Genomic DNA, 18,151 nt, shown 5'->3' on the forward strand with positions numbered 1-18,151 from the left:
AACGGCCCAAAAGTAGGACCGTTCGAATTTCAAAAACTCGGTACACCATTAAGTCAAAACATGCTTAACTGAATGGTGTTAGCAATTAAGCGGTTTTTTTAGTATTAACAAATATTATTTACGTGCGTCTTTTAGTAAATCAGCAACTAAAAAGCCTAACTCTAATACTTGGTCGGCATTAAGACGTGGGTCACACTGCGTTTTGTAACGCTGTGCTAAGTCGTCATCTGATAAACCGTAAGCACCGCCAGTACACTCTGTAACGTGCTGGCCTGTCATTTCTAGGTGAACACCACCTGCGTATGAACCTTCAGCTTTATGAACAGCGAAGAATTGACTGATTTCGCGCATGATATTGTCGAAGTTACGTGTTTTGTATCCTGACGTCGCTTTTTCAGTATTGCCGTGCATTGGATCAGAGCTCCAAATTACTTTACGACCTTCTTGCTGAACTCTTCTTACTAGGGCTGGAAGTTTTTCTGGTAGTACGTCTGCACCCATACGTGTAATTAGCGTTAAGCGACCAGGGATGTTATCTGGGTTTAATGCATCAATTAAACGAATTAGGTCATCAGGTTCCATACCTGGGCCAACTTTAACACCAATTGGGTTTTTAATACCTTTGAAAAACTCAATATGTGCATGGTCAAGTTGACGAGTTCGCTCACCAATCCAAACAAAATGAGCAGAACAATCGTACCAGTCACCTGATAGGTGGTCGCGACGAGTAAGCGCTTCTTCGTAACCAAGTAGTAATGCTTCGTGAGAAGTGTATAAATCGGTTTCTTTTAAGCTTGGCGCAATTGTAGAGTTAATTCCGCACACTTCCATGAACTCGAGTGCGTCTTGAATTTTGTCTGCAAGTTGTTGGTATTTTTCTTTAAGTGGGTTTGCAGCTACAAAGCCCATGTTCCAACGGTTAACCTGGTGAAGATCGGCAAGGCCACCTTGTGCAAATGCACGTAATAAGTTTAACGTTGCCGCACTATGGTGATATGCAGTCATTAAACGTTGTGGATCTGGGATACGCGCTTCTTCTGTAAACTCAATATTATTAATGATGTCGCCACGGTAAGATGGTAAAGACACACCATTAATTGTTTCTAAGTCTGCTGAACGTGGTTTAGCATATTGACCAGCCATACGTGCAATTTTAACTACAGGGCATTTACCGCCGTAAGTTAATACAACAGCCATCTGTAAGATTGTTTTGAACGTATCGCGAATGTTAGCGGCATTAAAGTCACTAAATGATTCTGCACAGTCACCACCTTGAAGTAAAAATGCACGACCTTCGCACACGTCTTCAAGTTGTTTAAATAAACTTCTTGTTTCTTCAGCAAAAACCAAAGGCGGAGCCGTCTTTAATTGGCCTTCAACTGATTTAAGTATTTCTTGATCTGGGTACTTTGGCTGCTGCTGTATTGGCAGCTCTCTCCAGCTATTTGGGTTCCACGATTGCATGTTCTTTCCTCATTCCTACATTACCTGATAAGAAGAAATTACCGTATGCAGGCCCCTATGTTCAAGGACTAAATTCACTATTTACTAATTATTTAGTTATGAGGTAAGTATTTATGAGATTTATAGGCAAATATTGAATTACTGAGACTTGATAAGTTTGTTTTTAAGTGATTTAAAAACATTATAAAACAGTAAGTTAAAATACAATTGGTTGTATTTTAACTACTTGGAGATAGAACATAGCATAGTAACCGTAATGAACAGTTTAAATGAGAACACATCATACTTAAAATCAATCTATTGTAATCTTAGCTTTACAGGGCAAATAAACTTTTATAGCTATCAAGTAGGTTGTTGTTAAATTGTGTGTTAAGGGATATTGCCTGGCTTTATATAATAATGAAGTAAGTTTGTTTAAGGTAGGCTATTGCTTATGCGTAGGGCCTTATCAATGCTGCTCTACTACTCAAACAAATATTAAAGGGCGATCAAAGTGTTTCGTTTTCACAGTCTGGCTTAATAGCGGTGCTGTACATGTTTTGTTAGTTTGTGGCTTCATCCACTTCCCTACAATGTTCTTAGCTTTGCTCCTGCCTGCATGTCATCGAATACGCCCTATTATTTCACGAAGTCTATAATTCACAAGTTCTCATTTTTTGAGCTTTTATACAATCGTGTTAAGAGCTTAAATTTAGATATAACGTACTATGCTTTTAATTGTTACCGCCTCTCTTTCATTCTAGGCTTATTTATTTTCCCATTAGCTCAAGATCATTTATTACTTATACAGTAATTGCATAACTTTATTAAAAGGAAATGCAAAGAACACATCATACTTATATATAATCAGATACACACTTAGCTCTGAGTGAGATGTAATAAATAATAATCAAATAGCTAAGAAATATGCGATAATCATTTTAAGTAAGATGTGTTCTTGGTGGGTTATGGTAAGTAAAGTTCAAATTAGAAGTCAGTTTGATTTAATGAATGAATTAACGGTGAGGTTAGTTGAAGAGCTTAAAGAATGTGACTATTCAAAAGCTGAATACTATCAACTTCCTGATATTAGTAGTCTTGATGAGAATATTGTTCCTGAGTCAATTATCACCAAAAAAATATCTGGAGACTTAGCACATAGAGCTATTCTTAATTCATTTACCGATATTTATAAAAAAGAAGGGTTAAGTAGCCGCGTATTAAAGCGCCACCCCGGTTTGTTGGTTATAAAAAATGCCAATAAGGAAGCATTAAACAATCGAATTGCTCAAGTAAATAAAGCGAAAGCAGATTTTAAAGCATGCATAGTTGCAATAGATAATAACGATGCTCGTTTTGAAGCGGTTCATAATGCGATGCCTAATTTAATTACACTTACTGCGTATCGCAAAATTCATTGTGAAAGCGACTCTCCATTTTCGGTTAGATTTACTTGGATGCACAAGCACGCAACAAAAACGCTGACAAAAAAAATGGCTCTCGAGATGCTCGATAAATCGGCCGGTTATCGAAATCCAAGAATGATTGATCAACAAAAATGGCAATCACTTGTAGCTCAAGAACAATTAAGGGTTGCTAGCTTAGGTGAAAAGGAAAAACTAAGAATTCGTCGCCCTACTCGCGTAAGCCCACAAGTTAATGTGAGATATACTGCACAAAACCGCTATCATGTTAGTGCTGCATTGCCCTTTATTTTGATTAATCCAGAACCAGACGTAAAACTAGGCATATTACCTGATTATCAAAAACCCGAAGCTCACCCGCGTAAACGCGAGTACGATTTTTTAGTTGATAGGCTATATTTAGAGCAGGTAGACAGATAGTGATTATGTTAAAAAGGCCACAATATGTGGCCCTTTTGGTAATGTGTTTAAGTATTTAAATAATGTTTATTACTTTTCTACTATCTCTTCAATTTTATCTTCATCAATCAGCACTGCATTTTCAACAATTCGTTTACCACCCTGAATTTCAATGCGTTTATTGTGTTTGTTGAGTGTGAGTATTTCATCACAAAACTGATCAGATGGATGCATTTCGTAAGTGTAATCAATAATATTGCCTGTTTTATCATCTTTTACGTTAGTAATGCTGTATTCTGATATTGCGCCTTTTTCAATCAAGTCTTTCATAGTAGTGGTCATATCACGACGCAGGGCTTTTAATTTATTTTCGGTAATATCATCCGTTGAATAAATAGAACCATATTTTTCCATGATAGACAGTAATCTAAAATGATACGTTTTACCTGGCGCTGCATAACGCCAAAGGTGATACAAACGAAGCATCATCCAACGCGATAATCCACGTTTTAATTCTTGAGCACTATTAAAGTAATAACCTTTGTATTCAAGGTTATCAATCATGTTATGAACAAATGCATTTAAACAGGCGACACATTTTACATTGCCCCCCTGACCCTTCTTGCCGCTAAAATGAAGTGACGATAAAAAGTTCATATTTGACTCGTAAAACGAATCATCTATATCAGAATTTTTAGTATCTGTTGCAGAATATTTAAACGAAAGTTTAGAACCTTGCAATGCTTCAAGAGATTCTTTAATTGCAGGATATGGCATAGATTGCCCTACTGCTTTAAGTTCTTGCGCTAATTCGTTCATAGAAAAAACAACCGCGTATTGAATACCGGACTTAAAATTAATTTTAACTATTTTGCCTTTAGACGCTAAACGAATAAGTGCACGTTCTACTTTTTCTTCCCTGTCTGATGGCCAAACAAGATATTCGACGTCTTCGCCATCTTTACGCGTGCTTACAACAGCGGGAGTTATTTTTATTTCGCCATCGTATAAAATACCATCTACTTTTTCAGATATTTTACGCGTGATAATTGTTTTTTTAGGTGCTTCTTCAAGTGGCAATTTTTTATAGCCAGAACGAACAAAACGTCCCCACAAATCATAATGATTAAACGTGTTTGAATATGCACGTAATCCATGAGCTGCATTTTCAATAGAAATTCGCACGTCTTTGTTGTCTGTAAATAGTGCTAAACTTTCGTTATCGATTGCACTTTCCACCCCGTGGATTTGGCCCCTAAGTGTATCGGGCAAGTTATCTACCGAGATGTTGACCTTTCGGCTCATTGTTCTTATTTCCATTTTTATTGCGACAGCTCATAACAACACATTAAGCAGCAAAAGTTAAATGTTTAAGTTAGTATAAAAGTGATCTGACTTTAAATAAAAGGCTTAGATCACTATTATACTAAGTGGAGTCTATAACTTCTTATTTCAGATCATAATTATACTAACTGAGCTATTACAAATCTCTTTTTTACTAACTCAGCTGTTATTTTGTCCATTACAATCGCTTTATTTTAAAATTTAGCACGACAAATTCGTGTAAAAATAAATCCCCCTGTGGATAAAGCCTTATCGAGTTAGCATAGATCTGATCTGTACCAAGTACAGATCAGATCTATACTAATTAAACGTCGCTTTTGAGGATGACACTAGTGCATAACTTTCTAATTTACTTAGTAAAAAACTGATCTAAGAGGCTCTTTTTGTTCATAACTTAATGCGCAACCTGTGCATAACTCTATTTTAAAAATAGGTCTTAGTAAAAAGCTGATCTGCAGGTAGATAAAGATCTGATCTTAACCAAGTATAAAGCTGATCTGCTTTTTTAAACATTGTTTATATAAATCATTATGTTATATGCCAATTTAAAGCCCTTAACCTTTACTACCTTATATATTTAACCACCTTTAAACTTCTTTATTTATACTAAGCAATATTAACGGTGTAAAAGTATTTTTGAATGTCTTCTTTTTAAAATGCATGTCGTCTTAAATAGTTGTTTACAGCAAATTGAATGGACATTATACTAACTCCCTAACTTTGAGGAAGAAAGTATGTCTATCAATAATAACGCGTTAAGTACCTACCGGCTTTTAAAAGCAACTGCCGAAGTAGCTGAAAAATCATTAGAAGGTCGTATTCAGCACTATCGTGCTCATCTTAAATCAGAAGAAAAAGAATTAAGAACCTATACGCAAAAAGCAGCGGCCGATTTATTAGGTTGTAATAATCGTACTTTAAAAAGACGTCATGACAATGGCGACTTTGATGATTTAAACATTAAACGCGGTGCTAATGGTCATTATGCTTACACGTTAGTAAACATTTTTGCCATGGCCGATATTATGGATATTAAACCAGATCATCGTACGGGTGATGACAAGCTGCAAGTTATTGTTATTAATTCTCTCAAAGGCGGCTGTGGTAAAACAACCAGTATGGTTAATATTGCAGCAGCGCTCGCAACAACAAATATTAAGCGCTATCGCATTGGTATTATAGATTTAGATCCTCAAGGTTCTTCTTCAAGCTTTTTTCCTTCAAGTGAACACGATCCAATTACTGTTGGTGATTTAATGCGTGATTGTATAGATTTAGATGAGGGCGAAACATGGCCTGAATTTGTATCTAATTCATTTTTACCAACGCATATTCCAAATATCCGTGTTCTGCCTTCAGGTATGGATGATTTTTACTTTGAGCACGAAACAGCAACATTGCTTAAAGATACCTCAAATTATGAGCAAACTCGTCATTATCATAAATTGCTAGAAAAAGTCATTGACCCTGTTAAAGATGAATTTGATATTATCTTAATTGATACAGCACCTACTCTTAACTTTATGTTTTATAATGCATTAATGGCATCTACTGCTATGTTAATCCCTGTTCACCCAGAAGCTGTAGATTTTGATGCTAACAATAAATACTTAAAACGATTAGGTGAGATTTACCATACTGTAGCGGCATTAGGCCACGAAGGTTGGGACTTTATGCAGTTTTTAGTTACTAACTATGTGAAAGGTAATCACTCACAACGCGATATCGTTAAAGATGTTCGAAGCGCATTTGGGCGCCAAGTTATGAGTTACCCAATTAATCACAGCTCAGCAATCACAGCAAGTTCATCATCTTTTAACACTATTTTTGATCAAAAAGCGTCAGACAGTTTAGCAAGTCGAGAATCGTTAATGCGCGCCCAAGAAAATATTAAAGATGTGGTCGATGAGCTAGAAATGCTTATTCGTTCAAATTGGCAGTCAACTCAGTCAACACTCAATTCCCCTAAGTAAGGATGTTAAACAAAAATGGCTAAAAAACGTAAAAATGACACCCGCTTAGATCCTTTTGCAACCGCTGTAGGTAGCAGTAGCCTTGACGCATTATTAGAACAGGCCAATGCTGGCGATGTAATTAGAATGCCGGCACCGAGCGATCCTGAGCGCCAGATAACGCTTGTTTGTAAAGTGATCTCACACGCTGATATTGAATCTACTACAGGTGTATATGGTAAAAACCGCCGTGTACAGTCACTGCTAAACGAAAAGTCAGTATCAGATATTCTTCCTGCTATTCGTGATGACGGCCGTAATCAGCATCCTGCTCTACTTTGGGATCAAGGTGAAACGAGCTTAGTTTTAGCGGGCTCTCGCCGTCGTATGGCGTGTATTTTAGGTAACGCAGATTATTTAGTACTTAGTTCAAGCGACTTTACTGAGCAAGATGCTAAAATTTTAGCGGTATCTTCAGATCAGTACATTGCTCCGAGCTTATGGGAGCTAGGACAAGCTTACCAACAAACAAAAAACGAGTTGATTGAACAAGGTAAAAAAGGATCTTACAGAGAAATAGCCGCCATTGAAGGTGTATCGCACACTGCAATTGCAGATGCCATCAAGGCGTACGAGCAAATACCTGCTGATGTTATTGCGCTTTACCCTACTGCGAACCACGTAGGTCGTGAAGTAGCTAAAAAGCTTGTTAGCGCAAAGGAGCGCGACCAAGAGGCGTTTAATCAACTCGTTTTAGACCTAGCTAGCGATGAAGAGCTAAATGCGATTACAAGCGACGACAAGCGTGCAATGGCAATTACTAAATGCTTAACATCTGAGCCACAAGCAGCCGTTAAACGTGAAGCCGTACTCGAAAATAAATTTATATCGGTACAACGTAATTTAAAAAGCGGCGATGTGTCTATCAAAATTGATAATAAAGTGATGACAGACAAACGCTTAGAGCAATTAACTAAGTTATTAAGTGCTTTTAATTAGTTAGTTAAATAATGATCTGTCAGGCTTGTTTACTTAGTTAAATAGTGATCTGACAGATTGTTTTGTTAGTAAAAATCTGATCTTTATTAGCGTTATTCCTCTTCAAACAAGCATTTTATCTCTTCAAGATCACTTTTTTACTAACTAATCCCCTCTTCTTGGCAGCATTTTCTCGATTTATTATTATTGTTAGTAAAATCGTGATCTGTAATACCTAGATTATTCTTTGCATGTGTATGTAGGGTCTAATATCTTGCGAAATTTTATACGGATTTTTACCTATAAACCGATTTTTTACTAAGCTATCAGCTCCAACCAGTTTATAACTTGTTAATAGTGCTTTAGCTCAGAGCACATAAGGCATATACTGGCAGAATTATTTTTAAAATTTAATGCTTAGAGTGACATGTCTGCTAACTTATCAAAAAATGATTTAATGGCTATTTTTGAAGAAATTAAAAATGAGCAGGCTACCCAGTTTCCTCTGTCTGAACGCTTTATTAAAAAACTTTTCCGTGAAAATGTCCTAGATAAAGGAAAAGAATATTATAAAAAAGGCCAGATCACTTGGTTAGAGCATACGCCTAACTTTTCTGTTGTAGATTCTACTGTTCAAGTGGATAACGGATCATCGTTTAACCAACGTATTGAGATCAGTAAAGTACCAACTGGTTATTCTGTTGATACGCACTGTACATGTAATGCAAAAACTAAATGTCGTCACTTAGCCGCTATTTTATTTAAACTTAAAATTGAGCATTCTGGTGAGTACGGCGAAGATTACTTTATTAATGATTGGTTTAGTGAATTAAGCACACTTAAAAGTGGTGAGCAAACTACACCCTCGCAAGTGTTATTGTTTGTATTAGATATTGAAAATAACAAAGTATTTTTAACGCCTAAAATAGCGAATGTTGAGACTAAAAAGAATTATACGTTAGGCCGAAACCTAACTGAGCAGCAGTTAAATAGTTTTGTAACGCCGAGTGACTTACTCGAAAGTGACTTTAGATTATTTAGTTGGATACGCTCACAAAATGCAGTGGGAAGTATTGAGCTAAAAGGTCAATGGGGCTTTAGTGCCCTGCAACAACTAATCGCTACAGAACGCCTTTTTTTCCAGCGTTCTCGAGTGCCAATTAAAGCACAATCGGGCCAAGCATTAAGTTTTAGTTGGGAGCAAGATAAAGATCTTTCCCAATTAGTTATTAAGCTTGAGCAAACCCAAAACTGGGCTTTATTAAAAACAACACCACCTACTTACCTCGATTTAGATCACTTAAAAGCGGGTCGTCTTCGCACACCATTAAGTGCAGAAGAAATAGCCCATTTACAAACTATGCCTGCTTTGCACGATGCTAATTTTGATCGTATTTACAAACAACTTGCCGATAATTTTGGCGCAGGTGTAATACCTCATCCTACTAACTTGCAGCCAACGTTACCTAAAATCTCTAGTAATGCTGTTTTAAAAGTAACGATGGGCGATCAAGGTTTATCACTTTCGTTATTATTTAAGTATAAAAATAAAAATTATTTAGCGGGTTCTGCACCTGCAAGCACTATTAATAGTGCTTTTGAAAATACAGTAACCAATGAGCTAATAAATCTAGGATTTGAATTTTGTAAAGGGGGTTTACAAAGTGAACTTGTATTTACAAAGCAATCTCCTATCCATTTACATTGGCTTATATACGAAGTATTTCCTGGTTTTAAACAACGTGGTTGGCAGGTAAGTGTAAGTAAAGTAACGAGTCCTAATCCGCAGTGTGAAGTGAGTTTACATGTACACCGCGCTGCAGGGCATCAAATGCACTGTAAAGTACTGCTATGCGATGCAAAAGCAGCGCTTTTATTTACTAATGCAGAACCGCTATATCAGTCGTTAAACCGACAAAGTGAGTTGTTTTACTACTACCCGCTTGGTCGTGAATTTGGAGTTATTAATAAGTCTGCCATAAACTTATTAGATGAATTTAAAGAGCGTTTTGAGTTTGTAAAAACACGGGACGAATTTAATATTCCGCTTTCGTATTTACCAGAGCTTGTAAAGCATACAGCCATAAATGTAGAGTTACATGACGACTCGCTTGAACGATACTTACAAGAGCTAAACAATACTGATACACCAATGCCAAAGGTTTCATTACATGGCTTGAATGAATCGGTAACGCTTCGTGAATACCAACAGCAAGGTGTTGACTGGCTTAGTTTTTTAAAGCGTCATCAATTAGGTGGTATTTTAGCTGATGACATGGGGCTGGGGAAAACACTGCAAGTTATTGCGTTTTTAGCGAGTACGTTTAATCGTCCGCAAGCAGGCCCTACACTAATTGTATGTCCAACTAGCTTGGTGAGTAATTGGCAAAACGAAATTACTAAGTTTGCTAAAAGTTTAAAAGTGACCACTATTTTTGGATCAAACCGTAACGAACCTCTACAACACTTAGCACAAGCCCAATGCATACTTACTACATACCCGTTGTTAAAACGTGATATTGCTTATTACTCGCCATTATATTTTGAAAATATAATTCTCGATGAAGCCCAATATATTAAAAACGATACCGCACAGGTGTCGCGATTAGTTAAACGCTTAAATGCCGACTTTAAACTTTGTTTAAGTGGTACTCCAATCGAGAATAATTTATTTGAGCTTAAATCGTTACTCGATTTTGCCATGCCATCTTTACTTGGTTCTCAAGCGCACTTTAAGCAGCATTTTCAAACGCCTATTGAGCGTGAAGCTGATATGGAAAGAGCTGAGCAGCTAAAAGCGTTAATTATGCCTTTTATAATGCGCCGAACTAAAGCACAAGTAGCGCAAGAGCTTCCTGAAAAAACAGAGCTAACTAAAGAATTTGAGTTTGAACCTAAGCAAAAAGAAATGTATCAAGGCATTACACGTTCATTAGAAGAAAAGCTAATCGACTTATTTGCTGAGCAAGGTGCACAAAAAAGTAAACTTGCATTTTTAGAGGCGCTTTTAAAGTTAAGGCAAATTTGTTGCCACCCTAAATTAATAGATCCAGACACTCAGGCAGGCTCTGCTAAGCTCGAATGGTTAACAACACACTTACCACTTATGTTAAGTCTTGGTCGTAAAATCATTATATTTAGTCAGTTTACATCGGCGCTCGACTTAATAGCCCAACGCCTTGAAGAAATAAATATTAACTTTAGTATGCTTACAGGCCAAACGCGCCACCGAGATAAAGTAATCGACGAGTTTACCAGTGGTAAAACATCGGTATTTTTAATTAGCTTAAAAGCCGGTGGTACAGGCCTTAATTTAACACAAGCCGATACCGTTATTCACTTTGATCCATGGTGGAACCCTGCCGTAGAAAAGCAAGCGACAGATAGAGCTTACCGTATTGGCCAAACTAACCCAGTATTTGTTTATAAGCTCGTAATGAATAATTCAATAGAGCAAAAAGTATTTAAAATGCAACAAGATAAGCAAGCGCTTGTAGATGCATTATTTACCGATAAATCAATGAGCTTTACTAAATTTGATGAGCAACAAATGTTGTCGCTCATTAAAAATTAAATTGCTCTAAAAAGTTTTCATATTTTTATGAACTTAATTTAAAAGCGGACGTCTACTATTATGCTTGTTGGTTAATTGCAGTTAGCACAAGCATCATGTTGATTCCCCATTTAGTTACTAATTTTAGTAATGATTAAGCCAGCCCATTTTGAGTTGGCTTTTTTTATGCCTAAAATTTAGCATTTAATTTCTATTTTAAAAGTTTTTATTTTTTTATGAACTTAATTTAAAAAGTGGCGTCTACTATTATGCTTGTTGATTAATTGCAGTTAATACAAGTTTTCATGTTGATTCCCCCATTTAGTTACTAATTTTAGTAATGATTGAGCCAGCCCATTTTGAGTTGGCTTTTTTTATGCCTAAAATTTAGTGTTCAATTTTTATTTTATAAATTTTGAGCTTTTTATGAACTTAATTCAAAAAGTGGCGTCTACTATTATGCTTGTTGATTAATTGCAGTTAATACAAGTTTTCATGTTGATTCCCCCCCATTTAGTTACTAATTTTAGTAATGATTGAGCCAGCCCATTTTGAGTTGGCTTTTTTTATGCCTAAAATTTAGCGTTTAATTTTTATTTTAAAAGTTTTGATCTTTTTATGAACTTAATTTAAAGAGCGGCGTCTACTATTATGCTTGTTGATTAATTGCAGTTAATACAGGTTTTATGTTGATTTCCCCCTATTTGATTACTAATTTTAGTAATGATTAAGCCAGTTCATTTTGAACTGGCTTTTTTTATGCCCAAAATTTGTTTATTTAAATCAACCCGAATAAAAATAAATGATCTTTCGTAAGTTAATTTGAATTAATTATTTCGTTTCCCGGTCTACTGTAGTGCCTGTTGTTATATAGCTTCACCCAATAATCTTTTTTATTTTGGTGATAATGTATTTAAGTTGCAGCTTGCGCGGGCATATGTTGATTTTCCCTTTGATTACTTAATTTAGTAATATTTGACCAGCTTATTTTGAGCTGGTTTTTTTATGTCTGTAATTTCTTTGCTCCCCTACTTCTGTTGCTTGTTATTGGTTATGATGGCATGTCTCTAAATTTTATAAGTTTATTTTTATGCTCACTCAAGTACTCACTAATATTGATTGGCTAAGCGCAGGTACTGGTGTTGCGTTAGGCGCCCTATTTTATGGTGTTGTATCAACGCAGCTTCGTAAAAAGCTACATCTACAAATAAGCGAACAACAACAGCAACTATCATTGTTACAAAATCAATTTGATAATAAAGAGCTGCAATACAGCGCCTTGCAAGAAGATCACGAACTGCTAGAACATACTCACCAAGAGCAGCGCGATGAAGCGCAGCATTTTAAAACGCGTTTTAGCGAACAAGAAAAACAAAGTATTCAATACAATCATTTTTGGCGTAAAGCCGAAGGCGAGCTTGCAGCGCTTCGCGAGCAATATAATCAACGCGATGTTGAATATAATAATATGCGCACTACGCTTGAACAAAAGCAGCAAAACTTTACCGAACAACTCGCGCAAATTGAGCAAAGTAAAAATACACTCAAAAAAGAGTTTGAAAACCTAGCCAATAAAATACTAGAAGAAAAATCACAAAGCTTTAAAACCTTAAATCAAGAAAGCATTGAGCAATTATTAAAACCAGTTCAGGGCGAGCTAAAAGGCTTTAGAGAAAAAATGGAGTCAATACACGTTGAAGATATAAAACAACGTACTGCGCTCAAAACCGAATTACTGCATTTACAGGCTAAAAGCCAAGCTATAACAGATCAAGCAGACAAGCTCAGTAACGCGCTACAAGGGCAAAAGAAAACCCAAGGTAATTGGGGCGAACTTATGCTCGAAAACGTGTTAGATAGCGCAGGCTTACGTGCCGGTGTTGATTATAAGCGTGAAGTGTCGTTTAACACTGAAGATGGTCGTTTGCGGCCTGATGTAGTTGTTTATTTACCACAAGGTCGTCACTTAGTTATTGATGCTAAAACATCGCTAAATGCTTATACCCGTTACGTTAACGCCGAAAATGAGCTAGATGCTAATCAAGCAATTAAAGAGCATGTGAACGCTGTTACAGCGCGTATTAATGAGCTCGCGAGTAAATCGTACGACCGTTTACCAGGGCTTAATTCACCTGAAGTTGTGGTTATGTTTGTACCAATAGAATCAGCTTTTGTTGAAGCACTTAAATACCAAAGTGATATTTACCAACAAGCAATCGAAAAAAATATACTGGTAGCTACACCCACTACCCTGCTGACTAGTTTAAATATTGTTAAACAGCTTTGGCGTTTTGAAGAGCAAACTAAATACTCAAAAGAGCTGGCAAATCGGGCTGAGCGCTTTTATAACAAGCTCAATGGCTTTTTATTGAGTATGGAAGGTGTTGGTAAGCAGCTTGATAAAGCCAAAGAAAGCTACGATAAAGCATTTTCGCAATTATACCGTGGTAAAGGTAATTTAATTAAACAAGCATCAGAATTTAAAGAGCTTGGTGTATCGGTACAAAAAGAGTTACCTAATGAAAGTGTTGAACGCGCGCAGTTAGAGCTTGATTAAATTTGTTAAGTGTTTTCATTCAAGTATGTTAAATAATGTACGTTAGAGATTAGAGGTGTTTATGAATAATAAGATTATAGGTATTGTTTTAATCGTTATAGGTATCGCTTTAATTATGTGGGGATACGACGTATATGATGCAGCAGCTTCGCAGCTAAGCCGAGCATTTAGTGGTGATACACCAATAGAAGCATGGGCGGGTATTATTGGCGGCGCTATCTGTGTGTTAATTGGTATTAAAAAGCTTAAGTAACATAAATAAAATACAGCTTACTAGGGCGTGTTGATCTTTGTGGATTGAACCCAAAGGGCAGCGTATGTTTGGTCTTTATGCTGCGTTATCGCCTATTTATGGGGAATAACCACACTACATAGGCTCTGCCTTGCCTAAAAACCAAGCATACTGCTGCAAATTCACCCACCAAAGATCAACACGCCCTGAATAAGCTGTATTAATTTATTAGTAATCTATCACTTTTAGTAATTCATTCAATTTGCCTTCTGGCAGGCATTCGCCTTTATCCCAATAAGAGTTTAGTAACGTAGTTAAGCTGCCAATACGTTGTGATTTTTTCTGTATTTGCTCAATCAAAATGTCAGCTTCTTTTTGTTTTTGCTCTAAACGTTCAATTATTACTGTATGGTTTAGCTCGCCGTTTTCGTTACGTAATAAAGGTATTTCGTTGAGTGAAAAACCCAAGCTCTGTGAAAACTTAATTAACTGTAGTTTCTCTAAACTTTGTAGAGTGTATCGCCTATAACCATTAGCACTGCGAGTGTTTGGTGTTAGTAACCCTTTGCTTTCGTAAAAGCGAATAGTACTGGCGGGTATATTGGTAAGTTTTGCAAGTTCGCCTATTTTCATAACTAATAATAACTCCACTTTACATAAACTTAGTAGGTTGACCTTCAAGCTAACTTTAAGGTTATAGTTGTTTTAATGTCAATTTAATTAGCCAATAATTATGCGCAATCCTGTATTTACCTCTTTTACATTACCAAGTGGTTTGGTATTAAAAAACCGTATTGCTAAAGCCGCTATGGAAGAAAATCTAGCACAAGAGGATCAAACGCCCTCCCAACCACTTAAAAATGTTTATAGCGCATGGGCTAAAGGCGGCGTCGGGCTAATTATTACCGGCAATGTAATGGTCGATCATTTAGCGATGACAGGCCCAGGCGGCCTTGTGCTAGAGCAAAGTAGCGATATTGCTGCCTTTGCTGAGCTTGCTCGTTTATCAAAGCAAAATAATTGCAAAGTGGTGATGCAAATTAATCACCCAGGTAGGCAAGTATTTAAAAAAATGGGTGGAAAAGCCCTATCTGCTTCAAATGTTGCACTTAATATGGGTAAGCACTCGCATTTATTTGGCGTACCTAAGGCAATGACGCAAACTGATATTGACGATGTTATTACCCGCTTTACACTAACAGCGCAGCAAGCTGAAAAAGCCGGTTTTAATGGCGTACAAATACATGCAGCGCATGGCTACTTACTTGCTCAGTTTTTATCGCCACTTACCAATAAGCGCGACGATAAATGGGGTGGCAATTTACAAAATAGAACCCGTTTACTGCTCGAAATAACCCGCAGTATTAAAGCAGCTTGCTCATCTACCTTTTCGGTTTCGGTAAAATTAAACTCTGCTGATTTTCAACGCGGTGGGTTTGAGCCCAGTGACGCGCAAGTTGTAGTGGATTTATTGAATGAACTCAATGTTGATTTTGTAGAGCTTTCCGGTGGCAGTTACGAAGCGCCTGCAATGCAAGGCAAAACCAGTGATGAGCGCACGCTTGCCCGCGAAGCATACTTTTTAGAGTTTGCAAAAGTTATTAGCCAACGCTCATCAATCCCAATAATGACCACAGGCGGCATTAGTCGCTTATCAATTGCTAACACTGTGATTGACAGTGGTGTTGCCTTAGTTGGCGTTGCTACAGCGCTTGCATATCAACCTAATTTAGTAAACAAATGGCAAAATGAGCCACTGCAGTTAGCTGTATTACCTAGTGTTACTTGGCAAGATAAAACCCTCGCAGGGCTTGCCACTATGGCACTGGTAAAAAGGCAAATACGACGTGTAGGCCAAGGTAAGCCTATAAAAATAAATGCTTCACCAATATTTACTTTAATTAGCGACCAACTACGTTCGGTTAAATTAACAAAGCGTTACCGAAAACGTTTTGCAAATGAGCTAAATTAAGCTTTTGGTTTTACTTTCTAATTTATTTTTTTGTTTGGCTATTTATACACTTAAAAAATGTAATACAATTTCATATTGTGTTAGTGGGTATTTAAAAATGCACCATGATTGGCCTATGCAGCAAAAGTTTAACGCAATTAGCGAAATTGCATCAAAACACGGAATTGATATAAAAACGGCCGAGCAAATTAACGCTAATGTTGCGTCAATGAAGGTAACCATTCCTGATGCGTTTTGGAGTGAGTTAAAAGCTAAAAATCTAATTGAGCAAAACGCGCCAGTGTAAGCTTAGCTACTAAACCTGAACTCAAATTAAGAGATTAATTATCCTGAGTTCGGGTTACTAAAGTGTGCTAGTGACTAAGCACACTATTTATAGCTAAATTAGTATTATGCAACGCTAAGTAGCTGCTCAGCTTGCTTTAACGAGTACGCCCAGTTAACACACTCCTGCGCTAAAATAGCGATGGTATCTAAGCATGTCTCGGGTAACTTACTGGCTTGTTCGTTTAGAACAAGCGGAATTTCGGTGCAACCAAATAGTACCGCATCAGCACCTTGAGCTAACATTTGCTCATAACTTTGGCTTAAAAGCGTGCGACCTAGGGCTAAATTCCCCGACTTAACCGCCGTTATACCTTGCATTACTAATGCTTGTTGCTGCTCGTTTGGTTCAATAAATTCAATATTGTGCTCACTAAATGCCGTTTGATATATCCGCATATTGAGCGTGGCTGTGGTCGCTAATATCCCTACTTTACGTTTGCCCGTTGCCTTAGCGCGCTTAATAACACTTTGTACAATACTAATGGTATGTACATCAGCATTTTGCGTTAGTGCATCATACCAATAATGCGCAGTATTACACGGTATAACAATGCAACTTACACCTAGGCTAGTAAGTTCGTTAAAACCTTTTTTAAGCTCAAAAAATGGATTTTCATCTTCAATACCCATTAAAAATTTCGTGCGATCTGGAATTTGCGGGATATTCCTTATAAACATAGGTATATGTTCCTGATCGCTTTTAGCCGGTGATAAAGCAATTACTTGATTCATAAAAGAGGCGGTAGCTAATGGCCCCATTCCGCCCAATACTCCAAGTGTTCTAAGCATTGTTATATTCCGAGAGGTTGTTACTGTATGAGTTGAATTTATCGTGTTTTTTTTGTTTTGAATAATGCTATTATTTTACAGCCCATGCTTAAATTGCATATCTTGAGTGAGTATTATGAATATAGAGAGTAAATGGTTAGAAGATTTTTTGGCCTTGTCTAATACAAAAAGCTTTTCGCAGGCCGCAAGGCTTAGGCATATAACGCAACCGGCTTTTAGCCGACGAATTAAAGCGTTAGAAGAAGCCGTAGGTGCAGAGTTAATAGACAGAGAAAACTTACCAATTACACTTACCTCAAGCGGTAAAATATTTCATATAACAGCGCGTAATCTAATAAACCAAATGAATACTTCAGTGAGTATGTTAGAAGAACTTTCCTCTGAAGAAACTCACTCGGTAAAGGTTGCTGCAGCGCACTCATTAGCTACGTTTTTAGCGCTAAAGCTGTCGAACTTTCATAGTGAAAGCGATCGTAAAGTAGTCCTTAATATAGAAGCCATTGATGTTGATAAAGCCACTGCTACGCTCGAGCAGGGCGCATGTGACTTACTTATTGCTTTTGATAACGAACGATTAAAGTTACCTCCGTTTAGTCATCAAAAAATAGGCAGTGCAGAGTTATTGCCAGTGAGTGCATGCAATGCAAACGGTAAGGCAATATACAATTTAGAAAGTGAAGTGTTTGTACCTCACTTAGCTTACAGTTTAGATTCTTATATGGGGAGGCAGTTAGAGCCGATAATATCAGGCTCTAAACTTAAAAAAGTATTTGTATCGTCGATGACAGAGCTTTTAAAAATACAAGCTTTAGAGGGGAACGGCATTGCTTGGTTACCAAACTACGTAATTACTAAAGAACTAAAAGAGAAAAGTTTAGTTGTGGTTGGCCAAAAGCATCATTGCGTGCCTATTACATATTATGCGTATCGGTATCATGCTGCGCTTCACCCTGGCGGCGAGAGCGTCTGGAATAAATTAAAAGAGCTAAATGTATAACGCAAAAAATTACTGTAAACCCCCATTACAGTTAGCCGGTAAATTGTACAAAGAGTAAATTAGCCCTACTTAATAAATTAAGTAGGGCTAATTAGTCAGGTTTCATAGGTTAGACATTAAGAGAGAATTGGATTCAGGCCGCATTTTAATCGTCCTTTTTCTTTATCTCTTTTTGGGTTCGCTC

The 18,151-nt window shown here is 36.9% G+C and carries 13 protein-coding genes; 9 read left to right on the forward strand and 4 right to left on the reverse strand.

The window, feature by feature from the left end:
- Positions 1–114: 114 nt before the first annotated feature.
- Positions 115–1,464, reverse strand: a complete 1,350-nt coding sequence (locus GQR55_RS17665; protein ID WP_166421635.1) for a 3-deoxy-7-phosphoheptulonate synthase class II — start codon at positions 1,462–1,464, stop codon at positions 115–117.
- A 947-nt stretch (positions 1,465–2,411) separates the two neighbouring features.
- On the opposite strand from GQR55_RS17665, the gene GQR55_RS17670 reads away from it, so the two are divergent.
- Complete coding sequence (locus tag GQR55_RS17670) at positions 2,412–3,287, forward strand: DNA replication terminus site-binding protein (protein WP_166421636.1); 876 nt, start codon at positions 2,412–2,414, stop codon at positions 3,285–3,287.
- 69 nt (positions 3,288–3,356) lie between these two features.
- Here the strand turns inward: GQR55_RS17670 and GQR55_RS17675 are convergent, their stop codons facing one another.
- Positions 3,357–4,571: a hypothetical protein gene (locus GQR55_RS17675; RefSeq protein ID WP_024591590.1), complete on the reverse strand. Its 1,215-nt coding sequence runs from the start codon at positions 4,569–4,571 to the stop codon at positions 3,357–3,359.
- Between the two features lie 773 nt (positions 4,572–5,344).
- On the opposite strand from GQR55_RS17675, the gene GQR55_RS17680 reads away from it, so the two are divergent.
- The 5 genes from GQR55_RS17680 to GQR55_RS17700 all read left to right on the forward strand — a co-directional run bounded on the left by GQR55_RS17680 (position 5,345) and on the right by GQR55_RS17700 (position 13,903).
- Complete coding sequence (locus tag GQR55_RS17680) at positions 5,345–6,583, forward strand: AAA family ATPase (protein WP_024597882.1); 1,239 nt, start codon at positions 5,345–5,347, stop codon at positions 6,581–6,583.
- A gap of 15 nt (positions 6,584–6,598) precedes the next feature.
- Positions 6,599–7,561, forward strand: coding sequence for a transcriptional regulator (locus GQR55_RS17685; protein WP_166421637.1), 963 nt, complete (start codon positions 6,599–6,601; stop codon positions 7,559–7,561).
- Between the two features lie 406 nt (positions 7,562–7,967).
- Positions 7,968–11,114, forward strand: a complete 3,147-nt coding sequence (locus GQR55_RS17690) for a DEAD/DEAH box helicase (RefSeq protein ID WP_166421638.1) — start codon at positions 7,968–7,970, stop codon at positions 11,112–11,114.
- 1,069 nt (positions 11,115–12,183) lie between these two features.
- Positions 12,184–13,650 (forward strand): DNA recombination protein RmuC, encoded by a 1,467-nt coding sequence (rmuC, locus tag GQR55_RS17695; RefSeq protein ID WP_166421639.1) that lies wholly within the window; start codon positions 12,184–12,186, stop codon positions 13,648–13,650.
- A 61-nt stretch (positions 13,651–13,711) separates the two neighbouring features.
- Complete coding sequence (locus GQR55_RS17700; protein ID WP_007583678.1) at positions 13,712–13,903, forward strand: DUF3185 family protein; 192 nt, start codon at positions 13,712–13,714, stop codon at positions 13,901–13,903.
- A 207-nt stretch (positions 13,904–14,110) separates the two neighbouring features.
- Here GQR55_RS17700 and GQR55_RS17705 read toward each other — a convergent pair whose 3' ends face one another.
- Positions 14,111–14,515: a MerR family transcriptional regulator gene (locus GQR55_RS17705; protein ID WP_166421640.1), complete on the reverse strand. Its 405-nt coding sequence runs from the start codon at positions 14,513–14,515 to the stop codon at positions 14,111–14,113.
- 100 nt (positions 14,516–14,615) lie between these two features.
- Here GQR55_RS17705 and GQR55_RS17710 point away from each other — a divergent pair, with 100 nt between their 5' ends.
- Together GQR55_RS17710 and GQR55_RS17715 are read left to right on the forward strand one after the other, a co-directional pair.
- A complete protein-coding gene (locus GQR55_RS17710) occupies positions 14,616–15,854 on the forward strand; it encodes an NADH:flavin oxidoreductase/NADH oxidase family protein (protein ID WP_166421641.1) in 1,239 nt (412 codons plus the stop codon).
- A 97-nt stretch (positions 15,855–15,951) separates the two neighbouring features.
- Positions 15,952–16,140, forward strand: coding sequence for a hypothetical protein (locus GQR55_RS17715; protein WP_231616643.1), 189 nt, complete (start codon positions 15,952–15,954; stop codon positions 16,138–16,140).
- 104 nt (positions 16,141–16,244) lie between these two features.
- Here GQR55_RS17715 and GQR55_RS17720 read toward each other — a convergent pair whose 3' ends face one another.
- On the reverse strand, positions 16,245–16,970 hold the full coding sequence (locus tag GQR55_RS17720; RefSeq protein WP_166421642.1) for an amino acid racemase: 726 nt from the start codon (positions 16,968–16,970) through the stop codon (positions 16,245–16,247).
- Positions 16,971–17,085: 115 nt separating this feature from the next.
- Here GQR55_RS17720 and GQR55_RS17725 point away from each other — a divergent pair, with 115 nt between their 5' ends.
- The gene (locus tag GQR55_RS17725) at positions 17,086–17,967 is read left to right on the forward strand and encodes a LysR family transcriptional regulator (RefSeq protein WP_166421643.1); all 882 of its coding nucleotides are present in this window, start codon (positions 17,086–17,088) and stop codon (positions 17,965–17,967) included.
- Positions 17,968–18,151: the final 184 nt, after the last annotated feature.

The organism is Pseudoalteromonas sp. Z1A8 (assembly GCF_011378855.1).
Lineage (GTDB): Bacteria > Pseudomonadota > Gammaproteobacteria > Enterobacterales > Alteromonadaceae > Pseudoalteromonas.